We start from the raw sequence: 17,073 nt of genomic DNA, 5'->3' as shown, positions 1-17,073 counted from the left end.
AATACAATGTACTTGGTCCGTATGGTCATATTTTGGATATATTGGAATATTAATTATTATGCTATAGCTTAATGCGATAAGGTAGTGACTTTTTTAAGAGCATAGTAAACCGCATCAAAAAAGTGCTCAAAATTAGAAACAGTTTTTCTTAATAGTACCCTACAATTTTTGTAATGGGGCGTTGAGAGTGTGAAAAAGCTCTTTTTTTGGAGGTAGTAATAAGGTATCTATGAGTTGAGTTATAGCTATTATAGATTGATAGAAGGCATTTTTAATATAATCAAAGCCATAAGTAAATAATGAAAATAGTTGTTTTTCAATGGTTTTATAGCTTTTTATACGAATTGGATTTAGTGCATTTTGTATTAATCCATTCTTGATTATTAAGGCTGAATTGATAGCAGCTACCACTAATAATTTCTCAAATCTGTCCAAATTTACTAAATGACTTTTTTCAATATCAAAACCACCACTTTTAAGATGCTTAAACAACCGTTCGATTGACCATCGATATCTATAAAACGCGAGTTTCGTATTCAAAAAGTCGCTGTATAGCTGATAAACAGTGGGTTACGGGGATATTGATAATACTGTTTTTGTTATAAAGTGAGTACAAAATACAAATTGCTAATTAAAATATGGTATTTATAGTATAAGAAAAAAGTTTATAGGTTATTGAAAAAACTTTAAGAGCAATAACCTATGATAATGGATTTTACAGAAATATTTTGTTACGTCGATGATTTTTTTCAAGAATTAGACAAGCATACAAATTCAATTACTAACCATAACAACAAATCTGGTCCTAAAAGTCGACTTAACAGAAGTGAGGTAATAACAATTATAATAGGCTACTGGCAGTCATCTTATGATTGTTTTAAGAATTATTATCTGAAGCAAATATGGATTTATCATCAAAGAGATTTTCAATTAGTAAGCTATAGTCAATTTATAAAAATAATAGGTCCACATTTACCACTATTAGTACTGATATTCAATTCTATTTTGGATCAGTGTGATGGCCTTTCTTTTGTAGATTCAAGTAGTATAGAGGTATGTAAGAGATACCGTATTTCAATGAATAAAGTGTTCGCCGGCATAGCAGCACGCAGTAAGACAACAAAAGGTTGGTTCTATGGACTTAAACTACATCTAATAATTAATAGAGCCGGTGGTATAGTTAAAGCATCTTTTAGCCCTGGCAATAAGGATGATAGAAAACAGCTGGAACTGATGATCAAAAATCTTTTTGGTAAAGTATTCGGAGATCGTGGTTATATTTCACAACAATTATTTCAACAACTTTTAGAGCAAGGAATTTTTATGGTAACTAGGGTAAAGAAAAATATGAAAAATAAACTTATGTCTATGTTGGATAAAATATTATTGCTTAAAAGAGCATTAATAGAATCTGTGTTTAGTAAAATTAAACTATTGGGGAAGTTTGAGCATTCAAGGCATAGATCAGTTACAAATGCCTTTGTGCATATGGTTGCAGCACTGATAAATTATCAAATGTCTGATAATAAACCTTCTATTACATCTCTCTTGATATGCTAAATCCTATGCTATATTAATTCGAAACTCGCGTTATATAAAGCGAAAATATCAACTTCAATCTCAATGGATGATACCAACACCATTAGTTCACTTTTATCGTTTTTATATGCAGCAAAATTAACTTTTTTATCCCACAATACACCGCTACAAACCTTATATTCTAAAGCTTTAAGATCATTAAATATTTTTACAATGCTTAGAGTTTTTAAACTTTTTTCAAGGCGAATTTTGTTATCTCTTTTTAAGGGAATAGCAAATTTTATGTGATTATTTATCAGAAAATTTAACCATTCTTTATTCATAAATTCCCGATCAGCAAGCAAATACTTTATTTTTTCAACACCCAAATTTTTAATTTAAATTACTATAGTTGTCATTGCTAAAGTAAAAGGGACCAGTAAATTGCACGAAAAAGGGACCAGAGAATTTGGTGTAACCTAATAAGGTTATAATGTGCAATATTCACTAGATAATTAATTAAAATAAATATCTAGTGATACAATGATAAGAATAAATATGTACACAACAATTATCACCCTTTATAAGCAAGGCAATAGTCAAAGAAATATTGCCAAACTAACGAGAATAGACCGTAAAACAGTAAGAAAAATAGTAAACCGTTATGTAGAGTCTGGTACAGAATCTCCTGCACCCTATGAACGATCTTCAGCACTGGATTCTTGGCACGAACAAATAATTGAGTTATTAGAAAAGAATCTAAGTTACATAAGAATTTTTGAAGAGTTAAAAATTCAAGGTTATACAAAAAGTTATGGTTCGCTAACCCGTTATATCAAAAAATATAAGATACAAAATAACAGTTGCATTCGTTTTCATACTTTAGCAGGAGAGGAAGCACAAGTAGATTTTGGTGACATAGGCTTACAGTATAATTCTAAGGGGCGTAGAGTTAAAGCATATGTATTTAATATGCGTTTAAGTTATAGTCGCCTTGATTATTATGAAGTAGTGTTTGATCAAAGTTGTCAAACATGGATACAATGTCATATCAATGCATTTAATTATTTTGCTGGCAGTCCAAAAGTAATAAAACTTGATAATCTTAAAGCTGGAGTGGTAGATAGCAATTTCTATGAGCCCGTATATCAGAAGGAATACAAACGTTTAGCTGATCATTATGGAATTTTACTTTCTCCTTGTCGTGTATATCAACCTCAAGAAAAAGGCAAAGTAGAATCAGGAATAAAGTATGTCAAAAATAATTTTTTTGCTGGACGTAAATTTCATAGATATGAAGAATTAACACATGATCTTGCTAACTGGTTAAATAAAGCAAATAACCGAATACATGGTACTACTAAAAAAATTCCTCAGGAACTATTTGAGCAAGAAGAAAGTAATAATTTAATGCCTTTACCATTAGAAACGTTTGATTTGTCATCGTGGCATAATCGAAAAGTAGCAAAAGATTGTCATATCACCATAGATAATAATTATTATTCCGTACCGGCAAAATATATATACAGTGAGGTACTGGTACAATTATCACCAAAACTTGTTCAAATATTTTCTATCCAAAATGATTTAATAGCAAGGCACGTTAGAACAGATGGCAAAGGAATATTTACCACTAATCCGTCTCATTATGCCAAATATAAACGTCTATGCCCAGGTTTTATAGAATATAGTGAACATTATCAACAACAAATGCAGCAGATAGGAAATAATTGCAGTTTATTATTAGAGTTATTACAACAAACACGAGTAAATGATTGGCAACGTTGTGCTAGAGGTATTATTTCTTTACGTAAGGTTTACAATGATGAGTTAATAGATAAAGCTTGTCATAGAGCATTACATTACGGTATAAGTTCTTACTCTAAAATTAAAAATATCTTAAATAGTAATGCAGTAAACTTACCATTGCCAGAGTTTGGAGGTCAGAATGCAGAACTTGCTTAATGACCTACGTAGTTTTAGATTATCAGGTATAGTCAATAGCTTAAATGAAAGGATTATTTATGCTCAAAATAATAAACTAGGATTTAAAGAATTTCTCTCACTATTATGTGAAGATGAAAAATCTCACCGTAAGGATAATAATTACCGTCGTCGTAAAAGTGCTGCTAAATTACCAGTCACTAAAAATTTAGAAGACTTTGATTTTCAGTTCCAACCAAGTATTGATGCCAAAGTAATAAGTGATTTATCTACTTGTGATTATATTAATACTAAGGGCAATGTCATATTCATAGGTAATTCTGGAACTGGCAAAACTCATCTTGCTATTGGATTAGCATTAAAAGCTTTAACACGAGAATACTCTGTATATTTTACTACGGTATCGGATATGCTTTATAATTTACATATTGCAAGAGCAGATAATAGCTATCACAAAAAAGTTAAATTACTCTTATCATTTGACTTATTAATTCTTGATGAGTTAGGTTTTAAGCAATTACCAAAACATTCAGTAGATGATTTTTTTAATATTATTGCTAAACGATATGAAAATAAATCTACCATTATTACCACAAACAAGGATTTTGAAAGATGGAATGAAATATTTGCTGATGAGTTATTAACTCATGCAATTATTGATCGAGTAGTACATCATGCACATATACTAAACATCACAGGTAAAAGTTATCGTATTAATAACTATAAATTTGGAGGTCATTTGACATAAAAATTTTTACATATAGTGGTCCCTTTTTCGTGCAATTTACTGGTCCCTTTTTATTTGACAATGACACTATAGTTTCGCCAACTAAACCTAACTCTGCAAGTTTATCTTCTAAATCTGATGATAAAATATTTGGTTTTATAGGATCGGTTAAAGTTTAAATCTTGTTAAGATCAATAATTTTATCATCATTATTTTCATAGTTTTCAGTAAATAAAGAATCGCCAAACATAAAATGCCTATAACTAATTATTAACCAAAAGCTAATATATTAAATAACCTAAAATTTCAAGAAAATAAAAATTGTTTTTTTAATTACAAAACTTACGCTATGTTTGGTTCTAAATATCGTAAAGATGGAGAACGAAGCTGTTGTTGCATATAGTCATCTAAAAGCCCTAACTTTATTTGGTAGACCGTTTTACCTATTTTATTTGCAGTTCTTTTGAGAAAAGCCCAAACTAGAAATGCACAACTAATGTGATTACGTTGGATACGCTGTTTTCTGCATTGGCAACGTTCTATACCAGTCAGTTGCTTAATTTTTCTATGCATGCTCTCAATTACCCATCGCAAGCCAAACTCATCTTGTGCAGCTTTAGAAGATTTTTGAGTTTTGTTATTGGTAACAACATAATCAACTCTGTTGGTAGAAACAGTAAATTTAAACAAATTAACATGCTTATTTTTGGCAAATCCTTTTATATGAATCTCCATTCCATTCTTAATTTCTTCATCTGAAAACGTCAACTTGCTAACAGCTTTATAAGGCTCGTAATCACACGTTTTACTAACATTTCTATTGGCTTTAATAGGGGCATAATAATATTTGCCCAAGGAGTCAACATGTTGCATAATTTTGTGTGTAGCATACCATGTGTCAAAAAGTACAGTTTGAAAAGGAATCTTTTTACTATAAACAGCATTATTGAACATCTTTAGTAGGTGATCTAGTTTCGTCGCTCCATCATGATCAGGTGAAAAAATGCGATAATCTATTACCCAAAACTTATCAATATCGGGGTTATAATATACAAGACTCACTACTCCTATACCGGTAGTAACTCCACCTGTAGCTCCACTATACTGCGATCTAGCAACCTCTATTTTCTTTGTGTTCCTTTTGTTTAACACCGTATCATCAAATATTGTATATCCGTTAGATGAAAAGATAACATCATTCTTAATGTGTTCCCATAACAAAGAAGGAGTATATTTTTCATTTTCTAAAAATCTATTAATAACATCATGGCTACATTTCTTGGCATGTTCAGCGTAGTAGGTTAAACTATAATTCTTTTGGCTAATTGTTAAAAATTGACAGTAATCTGTTCTATTAATTGGTATTGCTTGCAATCTGTTCCTCTTTGACATGTTTAATTATTCTTACAATAATTTATCACTCTTCCACTCATAGCGTAAGTTTTGATTATATTCTCACTTTAAAAACTATTAATATTTCTTAATTATTTTTATTTAATTTATTTTATATTTCAAGTCAATTAATTAAAATCCCTTGACTTAGGTTAATTCCAATAATATCCTATAATTTACCATTAAATCCCAAGATAACCCAAATAATACCAATGAATATATTTTTATCGAAATTTATCAATAATAATATTGATAAAAAGGGTAGGGTATCAGTGCCGGCAAATTACCGAGCGGTATTAGGGAAAGAAGCATTTAATGGGATAATTGCTTATCCATCTATCAGAAATAATTGTATAGAAGCTTGTGGTATCTCGCATATTGAGAAGCTAAGACAGATGATTGAGTCGCTTGATCCGTACTCTGAAGAGCGAGACGCTTTTGAAACTATAATATTTGGTGAAGCTGTACAGCTTTCATTTGATGGAGAGGGTAGAGTGATATTGCCTGCATCTTTAATGCAGCATGCGGGGATTGAAGAACAAGTATGTTTTGTAGGTAAAGGAGTAATTTTTGAGATTTGGCAACCACAGAATTTCAAAGATTATTTAGCTTCTGCTCAAAAACTTGCTCATGAGAAACGTTTAACTTTAAGGAATACGAATTGATGCAACAGCCTCATATACCCGTAATGTTAAACGAGATGCTAAGGTTTTTAGCACCAAAAGCTGGTGAATCCTATTTAGATTGTACGTTTGGAGCGGGTGGATATAGTAAAGCAATATTAGAAAATTGTGACTGTTATGTTACAGCTTTGGATCGTGACCCAAATGTCATTAAGAAAGCAGAAGAGATAAAACATAATTATAAAGATAGATTTGATTTTGTAGAAACAAATTTTGGTAATTGTTTTGCAAAGCTTGAATCAAAAAAATTTGATGGCATAGTGCTTGATTTAGGCGTTTCTTCTATGCAACTTGATATGCCAGATCGTGGATTTTCGTTTTTACATGAAGGACCTTTAGATATGCGTATGAGCGGGCAGGGGCTTAGTGCTGAAGAATTTATAAATACCGCAGAAGAGAAAGAGATTGCAGATATAATTTATAAATATGGCGATGAGACTTTTTCTAGAAGAATTGCTAAGAAAATTGTAGAAGCAAGAAAAACAACAAGAATTGATAGTACTGGAAAATTAGCTGATATAGTGCGTAGCTGTATAGGTTTTAGAAAAGGTAAAATTGATCCTGCAACTAAGTCTTTTCAAGCCATCAGGATTTACATAAATAACGAACTTGGAGAGCTTGAGCAGTTCTTAGCGAATGTAAAAAATATACTAAAAAAAGATGGTCGTTTAGTTGTTGTTTCGTTTCATTCGTTAGAAGACAGAATAGTTAAGAATTTTTTTAAAGAAAATTCAGAAAAGCCGGTAGCAAGGTCAAAATATGCTAAAGAGGATGTTATATTGAACCCAGATAAATGGCTTAAAATTATTACTAATAAAGCAGAAATACCATCAGATAAAGAGATATCTTTAAATGTAAGGGCAAGATCAGCAAAGCTAAGAGCAGCAAAGAAAATATAATTATGAGTATTAAGAAATTTCATTATTTAGTATTGCCAGTGATAATTGTAGTAGTTTGCAGCTTGTTTACTATTAAGGAACGAGTCTCAACTCTTGATTACCAATTAAGTAGTGTTTTAAAACAAATAAATAGCGAAAATAATAATATTCATATTTTGAAAGCAGAAAAAGCTTATCTCATCTCGCCAGCAAGGTTAAAAAATCTTGCAACTGCTTATTTACAATTACAAACGGTAAAACCTTGTCAAATGGTAAGAGATCCGTTATCACCGATTACTGCCTCAAATATTAAATTTGATCATGATATTAATATTTTTAAAAGCAATAGTAAGTGGAGACATAAAAAAATTACAAATAATAAATATATACAGACAGTTTCAAGTAGAGAGAAGTAAGTGTCATATGTCATTCCCGCGTAGGCGGGAATCCAGAAAAAATCTTAAATACAGTAAGTTTTTAATACTAAAAGTTTGATTTATCTCACTTTATGCTGGATTCCCGCCTACGCGGGAATGACATTAATCTGCTTGAAACAAAACAAATTAATATGAAACAGATTTTAGAAAAGTGGAAACCTGATATTAAGAGTTTAATATTCTGGAATGTTTGTAGTAAAAATACAAGAATCCGATTATTTATAGTTATTGGTGCTTTTTCTTTTCTTTTCTGTACTTTATCTTACAGGCTCGTAATAGTTGCTACTAATGTTTATGATAAAAATCTCCACGCTCTAAAAAAGAATAGCCAGTTTAGAAAAGAAATAGTCGATCGTAACGATAATTTGCTTGCTGTAAACTTACCATCTGCGTCATTATTCGCCAATCCGCAAATGGTAATTGATCCCGAAACTTCCGTAAAAAAAATAGCTGACATTCTGCCTGATATCTACAAGGCTAAGCTACTTGCTGATCTTAAATCCAATAAAAGTTTTGTATGGGTTAAAAGAGATTTATTGCCTAGTCAGCAAGAGAGAATAATGAGTCTTGGTTTGCTGGGTTTTGATTTTGAAGAAGAACAAAAGCGTATTTATACATTTTCTAATTTATCATCTCATATCGTGGGTTATGTTGGTAGGGATATGGGGGGGCTTAGTGGACTCGAACTTGCTTATGATAAATATTTAACTAATTCCGATCTTGATTTAAACAAGCCAGGAAAACAGAAAGAGCCACTTAAATTATCGATTGATATTAGGTTGCAAAGTATCTTAAGCGAAGAAATCGACAAGACTTTAAAGCAATTTAGTGCTATAGGAGCGGTGGGTATTATTGCAAATCCTAATAATGGTGAGATTCTAGCGTTAGTTAGTAAGCCGGATTTTGATCCTCATTATCCAAGCATTGCAAAGCCTCAGCAGCTTTTTAATATGGCAAGCCTTGGAATTTATGAAATAGGTTCGGTGTTTAAGTCTTTGACTATGGCGGTCGGTTTTGATACTGGTGCGATAAATATGAATGATGCTTATGATATAAGCTATATGAAAGTCGGCGGTTTTCAGATTAAGGATTATACTCCAAAGCAAGGGTGGCATAGTGTACCGGATATTTTTCTGTATTCTTCAAATATTGGTGTAAGTCAGATTATGCTTGAAATAGGTAAAAATAATTTTAGGAAATATTTAAAGAAATTAGGTTTGCTAGATCAAGTGCAAATAGAATTACCGGAACGTGGTACTCCTCTTTTCCCTTCAGAAAAAAGATGGAACGAACTAACTAGTGCTACTATGTCTTATGGTTATGGCATTTCAATTAGTCCTTTACATTTTGTCAGGGCAATGCTACCTGTTGTAAATGGTGGTATTTTATATGATCTTACTTTGTTAAAAAGAAATGATGAAAAGGTTGAAGGGACAAGAGTATTTAGCGAAAATACTTCAAAGCAAATGAGGCAGTTATTTAGAACTGTGGTAAAAGATGGGACAGGTAAAAGGGCAGAGGTAAAAGGATATTTGATTGGTGGAAAAACCGGTACTGCTGAAAAATTATCAAGCAATGCTGGTAAAAAGAAATATCTTAAAAATAGCCGTACTACTTCATTTTTGGGATTACTACCAGCCTCAAAGCCTGAATATGTTATCTATATTATGATTGATGAGCCAAAACCGACTAAAGAAACATTTGGCTTTGCAACAGCTGGTTGGACTGCTGCACCTACTGCCGGAAGAGTACTTGAACGCATGATATCACTGTACGGCTTAGAGCCAATAGAGCAAATAGGGGAGGTGTTGGAGTAAGTTTTTGTTATCGTCATTGCAAGGGGGGTATTGCCCACAGCTGTCGAAAGTAGATATAGTTATAATCTAAACTTTATAAGATCAATATTGCCCCCAGACAATATTACAATATCACGAATTATTTCCTTCTCTAGTAATAAGCAAAATCGTAATAATGGAATCTTAAAACCCTTTAATTTATTTATATTTTTAAATATGGTAAATAGAATTGCAGCTATTAATATGCTATATAAATATACTATCATGCCATTTTGAGAATGACTGATAAAATGTTTAAACTGTAAATGCTGTTTTATGAATTTAAAAAATACTTCTATATCCCATCTTTTCTTATATATCTCTGCTATCTCTTCAGCAGAACTATCCGATAAATTTGCTAAAAACCATATTTCTTTGTTCTTATAATCAATGGTTTTTATTAATCTTAAATTACATTTGATTATTTTGTTAGCACTGTATAAATTAATAATCTCATCACTTTGTATTTGTAAGTTACTATGATTGTTTTGATTCTGCTTGATCTCTAACTTTTTAATAACTCTATAGCGTCTGTTAGTTTGTACTCTAGTAACAAATTTTATTTCTTTGTTACTGAAATCTTCATAGGTAGTTGTTTTACAAATTCCCCTATCAAATATTAATATATCTTCCTTATCTAGCTTAGATTCATTTATAGCTTTAACTAATGCTACATCATCACTTGCTTCAGATTTATCATTGCAAAATCTTATATTAACGCGAGTTTCGAATTAATATAGCATAGGATTTAGCATATCAAGAGAGATGTAATAGAAGGTTTATTATCAGACATTTGATAATTTATCAGTGCTGCAACCATATGCACAAAGGCATTTGTAACTGATCTATGCCTTGAATGCTCAAACTTCCCCAATAGTTTAATTTTACTAAACACAGATTCTATTAATGCTCTTTTAAGCAATAATATTTTATCCAACATAGACATAAGTTTATTTTTCATATTTTTCTTTACCCTAGTTACCATAAAAATTCCTTGCTCTAAAAGTTGTTGAAATAATTGTTGTGAAATATAACCACGATCTCCGAATACTTTACCAAAAAGATTTTTGATCATCAGTTCCAGCTGTTTTCTATCATCCTTATTGCCAGGGCTAAAAGATGCTTTAACTATACCACCGGCTATATTAATTATTAGATGTAGTTTAAGTCCATAGAACCAACCTTTTGTTGTCTTACTGCGTGCTGCTATGCCGGCGAACACTTTATTCATTGAAATACGGTATCTCTTACATACCTCTATACTACTTGAATCTACAAAAGAAAGGCCATCACACTGATCCAAAATAGAATTGAATATCAGTACTAATAGTGGTAAATGTGGACCTATTATTTTTATAAATTGACTATAGCTTACTAATTGAAAATCTCTTTGATGATAAATCCATATTTGCTTCAGATAATAATTCTTAAAACAATCATAAGATGACTGCCAGTAGCCTATTATAATTGTTATTACCTCACTTCTGTTAAGTCGACTTTTAGGACCAGATTTGTTGTTATGGTTAGTAATTGAATTTGTATGCTTGTCTAATTCTTGAAAAAAATCATCGACGTAACAAAATATTTCTGTAAAATCCATTATCATAGGTTATTGCTCTTAAAGTTTTTTCAATAACCTATAAACTTTTTTCTTATACTATAAATACCATATTTTAATTAGCAATTTGTATTTTGTACTCACTTTATAACAAAAACAGTATTATCAATATCCCCGTAACCCACTGTTTATCAGCTATACAGCGACTTTTTGAATACGAAACTCGCGTTATATTAGATGGTATTTGTCCCTCTAAACCTACACTAAGCTTTACTTGACTATCATTCTTTTTTCCTCCTATTTTTAATCCATCTTTAATTACTCTGCCGGAAAGATTAATAGTTGTTGAATCAAATATGTGTAATTGTTTTCTTTCTATCTTATTAAAATGGCTATTATACTTTTCTACTAGTTCATCATAAATTGCTTTGAAATATTCTGTCTTTATTGTTTTTAATCTTTTACCAATAGAACTATGGTCTATTTTATTTTTACCAACCTTTTTTGTTTTAAGAAGACTACTTAACTCTAAAGTTGCCGGTACTATTTCCTCTAATGTCCTTAAGCTAATCGGTCTACCAAGTAGTGATGACCTAACAAAACTTTTTAAAATAAATGCTCCCGTTATTTTATGATTGGCTTTATCTACGGTATATTTTTCCCCTACTTCTATCAGCCTCTTATCACTAATTAAGTTCATTATTTCTTTTATTTCCATTCAGGGTAACCTTTTTAATTTTTTAGTTACCTGTTTACCTCTTCCTAATACTTTTTTACATACTTATTTCTTCTCTTCTACTTTCGACAGCTGTGGGGTATTGCCCGCATGGATCGAAAAACACCCTTAATGTCATTCCCGCGTAGGCATTGTTTATTACTGGCAAAACTTACGCTATGAGTGGAAGAGTGATAAATTATTGTAAGAATAATTAAACATGTCAAAGAGGAACAGATTGCAAGCAATACCAATTAATAGAACAGATTACTGTCAATTTTTAACAATTAGCCAAAAGAATTATAGTTTAACCTACTACGCTGAACATGCCAAGAAATGTAGCCATGATGTTATTAATAGATTTTTAGAAAATGAAAAATATACTCCTTCTTTGTTATGGGAACACATTAAGAATGATGTTATCTTTTCATCTAACGGATATACAATATTTGATGATACGGTGTTAAACAAAAGGAACACAAAGAAAATAGAGGTTGCTAGATCGCAGTATAGTGGAGCTACAGGTGGAGTTACTACCGGTATAGGAGTAGTGAGTCTTGTATATTATAACCCCGATATTGATAAGTTTTGGGTAATAGATTATCGCATTTTTTCACCTGATCATGATGGAGCGACGAAACTAGATCACCTACTAAAGATGTTCAATAATGCTGTTTATAGTAAAAAGATTCCTTTTCAAACTGTACTTTTTGACACATGGTATGCTACACACAAAATTATGCAACATGTTGACTCCTTGGGCAAATATTATTATGCCCCTATTAAAGCCAATAGAAATGTTAGTAAAACGTGTGATTACGAGCCTTATAAAGCTGTTAGCAAGTTGACGTTTTCAGATGAAGAAATTAAGAATGGAATGGAGATTCATATAAAAGGATTTGCCAAAAATAAGCATGTTAATTTGTTTAAATTTACTGTTTCTACCAACAGAGTTGATTATGTTGTTACCAATAACAAAACTCAAAAATCTTCTAAAGCTGCACAAGATGAGTTTGGCTTGCGATGGGTAATTGAGAGCATGCATAGAAAAATTAAGCAACTGACTGGTATAGAACGTTGCCAATGCAGAAAACAGCGTATCCAACGTAATCACATTAGTTGTGCATTTCTAGTTTGGGCTTTTCTCAAAAGAACTGCAAATAAAATAGGTAAAACGGTCTACCAAATAAAGTTAGGGCTTTTAGATGACTATATGCAACAACAGCTTCGTTCTCCATCTTTACGATATTTAGAACCAAACATAGCGTAAGTTTTGCTAATATAATTATTGCGGGTTTTATTATTAATTGATAAATTCTTTTAAACTAATTAGTTATAAATTTAAATGTTCAAAAAAAGGTCTAAAAAAAATATTTTTGCTACCATTAAAATTCCTCTGTTACTTCTTCTAATTTTAATAATGTTTATAGTTGTTATAGGATTTTTCACGAGTAATCATAAAATGCATTCAGAAAATTATTGTATTAGGGATATCTCTACCTACAGCTATCAAAAGTTTTATAGTGTTATGCGTGAAGATCTATTCAGTTTTGATTCAGCACTTGAGAAGCTAGAAGATAAGCCGCTAAGCTTTAAAGATAAGGTAAAATTAGAAAAAATTTGTACTTTCAAAATAGAAGACGGAAAGGTGCGTTTAGAAGTTGCAAAAGGTTATGATTGTTTGCTACGGCTATATTCGGGTGAGGATGCTACTTTAGTAGAGAAATATAAAGCAATTAAGAATGGTAGTTATGGGCTTGATACTTTATATACTAAAAATGCTGCGATTAATTTAGCAAAATTAATAATTTCAGGTTATGAAAAAGAAGTAAAAGAACATTTGAATATAAAAAATGATTCTGACTTAATAAAATATTTTAGTGGTTATACAAAAGATGAAATTCCTGCTCTAAAAAGTCTAATTTCTCTTAATATAGCTGAGCTTACAGCAAGATGTTTGTATAGGCTTAGCATGATTCACCTACTTGGTAGACCCTCACTTAATGAGCAGGATATAAAGCTTGATTATAAGCTTGCCATAGAGGAAATGCAAAATGTAATTAAGTTAACTGGCATAAAACAAGATAATGTATTAGATATAGCATTGATTATTAATGATAAGTTTGCTCGGCACGCTGCGACAGTTATCGCTTCAAGTTTAATAAATAGTGATTTAGATAGTTTTTATAAATTTCATATTGTGATGAATCCAAAAGATTCGCTTACAGAAGAATCAATGAAAAAATTAGCTTCTATGAAACATATAAGGGACTATTCTATAGATTTTATTCCTTTTCCTGAAATTGTATTAGACTTAAATTTAGTTAATGAAAAAATAGAATTTTTAGATATGTGGCCTCCTTTGGTAATGTATAGGTTATATTTTGATGAAGTCTTTCCAAACTTAGACTCTGTATTATATCTTGATGCAGATATTATTGTGTTGCGTGATTTAAATTCTTTCAAAAAGTTAGATATGTCAAACTATATAGTTGCTGGCTGTATGGATACAGCTCTTACTTATTGTACTTTAAAAGTAGAAGAAGAGTGTAATAGGAAAATAAATTATTTTTATAAAAATAGTGGTATAGTATTTCTAAATCTACAAAATATGCGTGAAAAGCAAGCAAAGAATATGATTTTAGATGCAATACATAATTCAAAATGTAGTTTTGCTTATCCTGATCAAGACTTATTAAATATTGCTTTTCATGATTACATATATCCATTATCTATGAGATGGAATTTTTATACCTACTTTATAGATAGAGATACTTATTTTTCATATTTTATTATACATTATGCTGGTAAAAAAAAACCATGGAATAATAATGAAATAAAATGGACAAAAGATATTATAGATATTATAGAAAAGTATCAAGAGATTAAAAAATATTATTGGCGATATAGAGAGTTTACTCCTTGGGGTAATGAAGATTTTAATTGACTTTAATGAGTAAGAGATTTAAAAGTCTAGATTCTATGAATATTTAAAAAGATTCATGGAATTTAATTTAATTTTTATGCAAGGTTACAATATAAATGTTGCCGCCCAAAACCTTTTTTGAGAAAGTTAAGGAAATAATTTGGCCAATAGAAAGAAAGGAATTAAAGCTTTTCATACCTATGGCATTAATGATGCTATGTATCCTTTTCAATTTCGGAGCATTGCGTTCTATAAAAGATAGCTTAGTAGTACCCTCTATGGGGGCAGAGATTATTAGCTTTTTAAAATTATGGCTAGTATTACCCGCATGTGTGATCTTTACAATACTTTACGTTAAGCTCAGTAATAAATTCAATTTTGAATATGTTTTTTATATTATAGTTGGTAGCTTTTTATTATTTTTCTTATTTTTTGCATATATTATTTATCCAAATCAGGAAGCTTATCACCCTAATAATGAAATAATAAATAACTTAATAACATCTTACCCTAACTTCAAATGGTTTATTAAAATAGCCAGTAAATGGAGCTATGGACTTATGTATATCTTTGCAGAGTTATGGAGTGCTGTAGTTATAAACTTAATGTTTTGGCAGTTTGCTAACCATATTTTTGATACTAATAAAGCAAAAAGATTTTATCCAGTCCTTGGGATGGTTGGTAATATGGGACTAATACTTGCAGGTAGCGTTTTAGTATTTTTTTCAGGTAACAAAATAATTGACCCTGAATTATTACCTAATTCTTTTGATGCATCAGTTAATTTAACCTCTCAAACAACAGAGATGCTACAACCTATTATGTCAATAATTGTTGCAGCGGGTGTTATTTCTATGCTGCTATTTAGAATAATAAATAAATCTATTTTGACTGATTCTATAAATGTTTTAGATTCAAAGAAAGTTAAGACTAAAACAAAAACTAAACTTTCAGTTTTGGAAAGTATTAAGTTGGTAATTAACTCGAAATATATAGGTCGTATCGCATTATTAATAATCTGCTACGGGTTATTGATTAATATTGTAGAAGGACCTTGGAAAGTAAAAGTAAAAGAACTATATCCAAATACTATAGATTATGTTCATTTTATGGGCAGATTTAATATTTTGATGGGTGTATCATGCGTCACTTTCATGATCATAGGAAGCAATATTCTTAGAAGGCTCGGTTGGTTTGTTTCTGCATTATTAACACCTATTATGTTATCTATAACCGGATTAATGTTTTTTATTTTCATAATCTTTATCGAAGAAATAGGATCATGTTTTGGTAATTTTAACCTTTTATATGCAGCAATAATTGTTGGAGCAATTCAAAATATCCTGAGTAAATCATCTAAATACTCGCTTTTTGATTCAACAAAAGAAATGGCGTATATTCCGTTATCGCTTGAACTTAGAACTAAGGGTAAAGCTGCCGTGGAGGTAATAGGTACAAAATTTGGTAAATCACTCGGTGCATTTATTCAGTCCTTAATATTTATAATTATTCCTACTGCTACTTTTGACTCTATAATAATATATCTATTAGTAATTTTTATAGTTATGATTAGCTTATGGATTTGGGATGTTGTAAAGTTGAATAAAGAATATACTGAGTTGTGTAAATAAAATATTAATAATGCCGTCCTATGAGGGGGCTTCGATGTCATCCCGTGGCTTGTCCACGGGATCCAGAAAAACAATAAAAAATACTAGCGTATTTTTAACTGAATCCCGCGATCAAGTCGCGGGATGACAATAATAATTATTATATAAAAAAACTTTTAATTGCCAAATTGTACCAATTATAGTACATTAATATAATGTTTAATATATCAAAAACTCTTAATGTAAAATTTTATCGATCTATCAGTGAAAAAGAACCAGTACGTGAGTGGTTGCTTGAGTTAGAACCTAAAGATTGTAAAACTATTGGTACAGATATTAAAACTATAGAATACTCTTGGCCAGTTGGAATGCCTATGTAAATCTTTAGGTAAAGGAATGTATGAAGTAAGATCAAATTTAACAGATGGTAAAATAGGAAGAGTATTTTTTTGTATAGTAGATAGTGAAATGATTCTGTTACATGGATTATAAAAAAATCTCAAAAAACTCCTAATAAAGAGTTAGATTTAGCATTTAAAAGAAAAAAAGAGGTAGAATTGTGAATAAACTTAATCAAAAGTATATTGGTTCTAATTTTGATAATTTTCTTAATGAAATAGGAATATTAGAAGAAGTTACAGCAGTAGCCCATAAGCGTATTCTTGCTGAACAAATAAAGCAAATTATGGAACAAAAACATATAACAAAAACAGAAATGGCTGAAAAAATGGAAACTAGTAGATCAGCCGTAAATAGACTTCTAAACCCTAACAATCCTAATGTTACTCTTGATACCCTTGATCGTGCTGCGATTGCTCTAGGAATGAAATTAAATATTTCTTTAATTTAA

At 30.5% G+C, this 17,073-nt stretch carries 18 protein-coding genes; 12 read left to right on the top strand and 6 right to left on the bottom strand.

Annotated features, from left to right (window positions below; genetic code table 11):
• Window positions 1-159: 159 nt before the first annotated feature.
• Window positions 160-492: a hypothetical protein gene (locus tag ACOAL3_RS05280; RefSeq protein WP_419235567.1), complete on the bottom strand. Its 333-nt coding sequence runs from the start codon at window positions 490-492 to the stop codon at window positions 160-162.
• 210 nt (window positions 493-702) lie between these two features.
• On the opposite strand from ACOAL3_RS05280, the gene ACOAL3_RS05275 reads away from it, so the two are divergent.
• Window positions 703-1,560: an IS982 family transposase gene (locus ACOAL3_RS05275; protein WP_419234519.1), complete on the top strand. Its 858-nt coding sequence runs from the start codon at window positions 703-705 to the stop codon at window positions 1,558-1,560.
• Window positions 1,561-1,568: 8 nt separating this feature from the next.
• Here the strand turns inward: ACOAL3_RS05275 and ACOAL3_RS05270 are convergent, their stop codons facing one another.
• The gene (locus tag ACOAL3_RS05270) at window positions 1,569-1,907 is read right to left on the bottom strand and encodes a hypothetical protein (protein ID WP_419235566.1); all 339 of its coding nucleotides are present in this window, start codon (window positions 1,905-1,907) and stop codon (window positions 1,569-1,571) included.
• A 169-nt stretch (window positions 1,908-2,076) separates the two neighbouring features.
• On the opposite strand from ACOAL3_RS05270, the gene istA reads away from it, so the two are divergent.
• Window positions 2,077-3,483 (top strand): IS21 family transposase, encoded by a 1,407-nt coding sequence (istA, locus tag ACOAL3_RS05265; protein WP_419234561.1) that lies wholly within the window; start codon window positions 2,077-2,079, stop codon window positions 3,481-3,483.
• Window positions 3,467-4,210: an IS21-like element helper ATPase IstB gene (gene istB / locus ACOAL3_RS05260; RefSeq protein ID WP_419234522.1), complete on the top strand. Its 744-nt coding sequence runs from the start codon at window positions 3,467-3,469 to the stop codon at window positions 4,208-4,210. Before istA ends, istB begins: the two co-directional genes overlap by 17 nt.
• A gap of 321 nt (window positions 4,211-4,531) precedes the next feature.
• Here the strand turns inward: istB and ACOAL3_RS05255 are convergent, their stop codons facing one another.
• On the bottom strand, window positions 4,532-5,563 hold the full coding sequence (locus ACOAL3_RS05255; RefSeq protein ID WP_473198140.1) for an IS701 family transposase: 1,032 nt from the start codon (window positions 5,561-5,563) through the stop codon (window positions 4,532-4,534).
• Window positions 5,564-5,793: 230 nt separating this feature from the next.
• On the opposite strand from ACOAL3_RS05255, the gene mraZ reads away from it, so the two are divergent.
• From mraZ to ACOAL3_RS05235, 4 genes are all read left to right on the top strand, one after another.
• Window positions 5,794-6,246, top strand: coding sequence for a division/cell wall cluster transcriptional repressor MraZ (gene mraZ, locus ACOAL3_RS05250; protein WP_395476394.1), 453 nt, complete (start codon window positions 5,794-5,796; stop codon window positions 6,244-6,246).
• Entirely contained in the window at window positions 6,246-7,163 is a 918-nt protein-coding gene (gene rsmH / locus ACOAL3_RS05245) for a 16S rRNA (cytosine(1402)-N(4))-methyltransferase RsmH (RefSeq protein ID WP_419235610.1), read from the top strand. Before mraZ ends, rsmH begins: the two co-directional genes overlap by 1 nt.
• 2 nt (window positions 7,164-7,165) lie before the next feature.
• Window positions 7,166-7,558: a cell division protein FtsL gene (ftsL, locus tag ACOAL3_RS05240; RefSeq protein ID WP_395476393.1), complete on the top strand. Its 393-nt coding sequence runs from the start codon at window positions 7,166-7,168 to the stop codon at window positions 7,556-7,558.
• Window positions 7,559-7,710: 152 nt separating this feature from the next.
• The gene (locus ACOAL3_RS05235; RefSeq protein ID WP_419235565.1) at window positions 7,711-9,396 is read left to right on the top strand and encodes a peptidoglycan D,D-transpeptidase FtsI family protein; all 1,686 of its coding nucleotides are present in this window, start codon (window positions 7,711-7,713) and stop codon (window positions 9,394-9,396) included.
• A gap of 59 nt (window positions 9,397-9,455) precedes the next feature.
• Here ACOAL3_RS05235 and ACOAL3_RS05230 read toward each other — a convergent pair whose 3' ends face one another.
• The 3 genes from ACOAL3_RS05230 to ACOAL3_RS05220 all read right to left on the bottom strand — a co-directional run bounded on the left by ACOAL3_RS05230 (window position 9,456) and on the right by ACOAL3_RS05220 (window position 11,672).
• Window positions 9,456-10,034, bottom strand: a complete 579-nt coding sequence (locus tag ACOAL3_RS05230) for a transposase (protein WP_419235609.1) — start codon at window positions 10,032-10,034, stop codon at window positions 9,456-9,458.
• Between the two features lie 128 nt (window positions 10,035-10,162).
• On the bottom strand, window positions 10,163-11,020 hold the full coding sequence (locus tag ACOAL3_RS05225) for an IS982 family transposase (protein WP_419234560.1): 858 nt from the start codon (window positions 11,018-11,020) through the stop codon (window positions 10,163-10,165).
• 97 nt (window positions 11,021-11,117) lie between these two features.
• Complete coding sequence (locus ACOAL3_RS05220; protein WP_419235564.1) at window positions 11,118-11,672, bottom strand: hypothetical protein; 555 nt, start codon at window positions 11,670-11,672, stop codon at window positions 11,118-11,120.
• A 253-nt stretch (window positions 11,673-11,925) separates the two neighbouring features.
• On the opposite strand from ACOAL3_RS05220, the gene ACOAL3_RS05215 reads away from it, so the two are divergent.
• From ACOAL3_RS05215 to ACOAL3_RS05195, 5 genes are all read left to right on the top strand, one after another.
• Entirely contained in the window at window positions 11,926-12,957 is a 1,032-nt protein-coding gene (locus ACOAL3_RS05215; RefSeq protein ID WP_473198140.1) for an IS701 family transposase, read from the top strand.
• Between the two features lie 75 nt (window positions 12,958-13,032).
• Entirely contained in the window at window positions 13,033-14,634 is a 1,602-nt protein-coding gene (locus ACOAL3_RS05210; protein WP_419235563.1) for a glycosyltransferase family 8 protein, read from the top strand.
• 95 nt (window positions 14,635-14,729) lie between these two features.
• Window positions 14,730-16,244, top strand: a complete 1,515-nt coding sequence (tlc3, locus tag ACOAL3_RS05205; RefSeq protein ID WP_419235562.1) for a nucleotide exchange transporter Tlc3 — start codon at window positions 14,730-14,732, stop codon at window positions 16,242-16,244.
• A gap of 194 nt (window positions 16,245-16,438) precedes the next feature.
• On the top strand, window positions 16,439-16,603 hold the full coding sequence (locus tag ACOAL3_RS05200) for a hypothetical protein (RefSeq protein ID WP_419235561.1): 165 nt from the start codon (window positions 16,439-16,441) through the stop codon (window positions 16,601-16,603).
• A 179-nt stretch (window positions 16,604-16,782) separates the two neighbouring features.
• Window positions 16,783-17,073, top strand: coding sequence for a helix-turn-helix domain-containing protein (locus ACOAL3_RS05195; RefSeq protein ID WP_012151945.1), 291 nt, complete (start codon window positions 16,783-16,785; stop codon window positions 17,071-17,073).

This window comes from Rickettsia endosymbiont of Nabis limbatus, assembly GCF_965196655.1.
Classification (GTDB): domain Bacteria; phylum Pseudomonadota; class Alphaproteobacteria; order Rickettsiales; family Rickettsiaceae; genus Rickettsia.
Note: the sequence above shows the minus strand (reverse complement) of the source record. Positions and strands in the feature narration are given on the sequence as shown.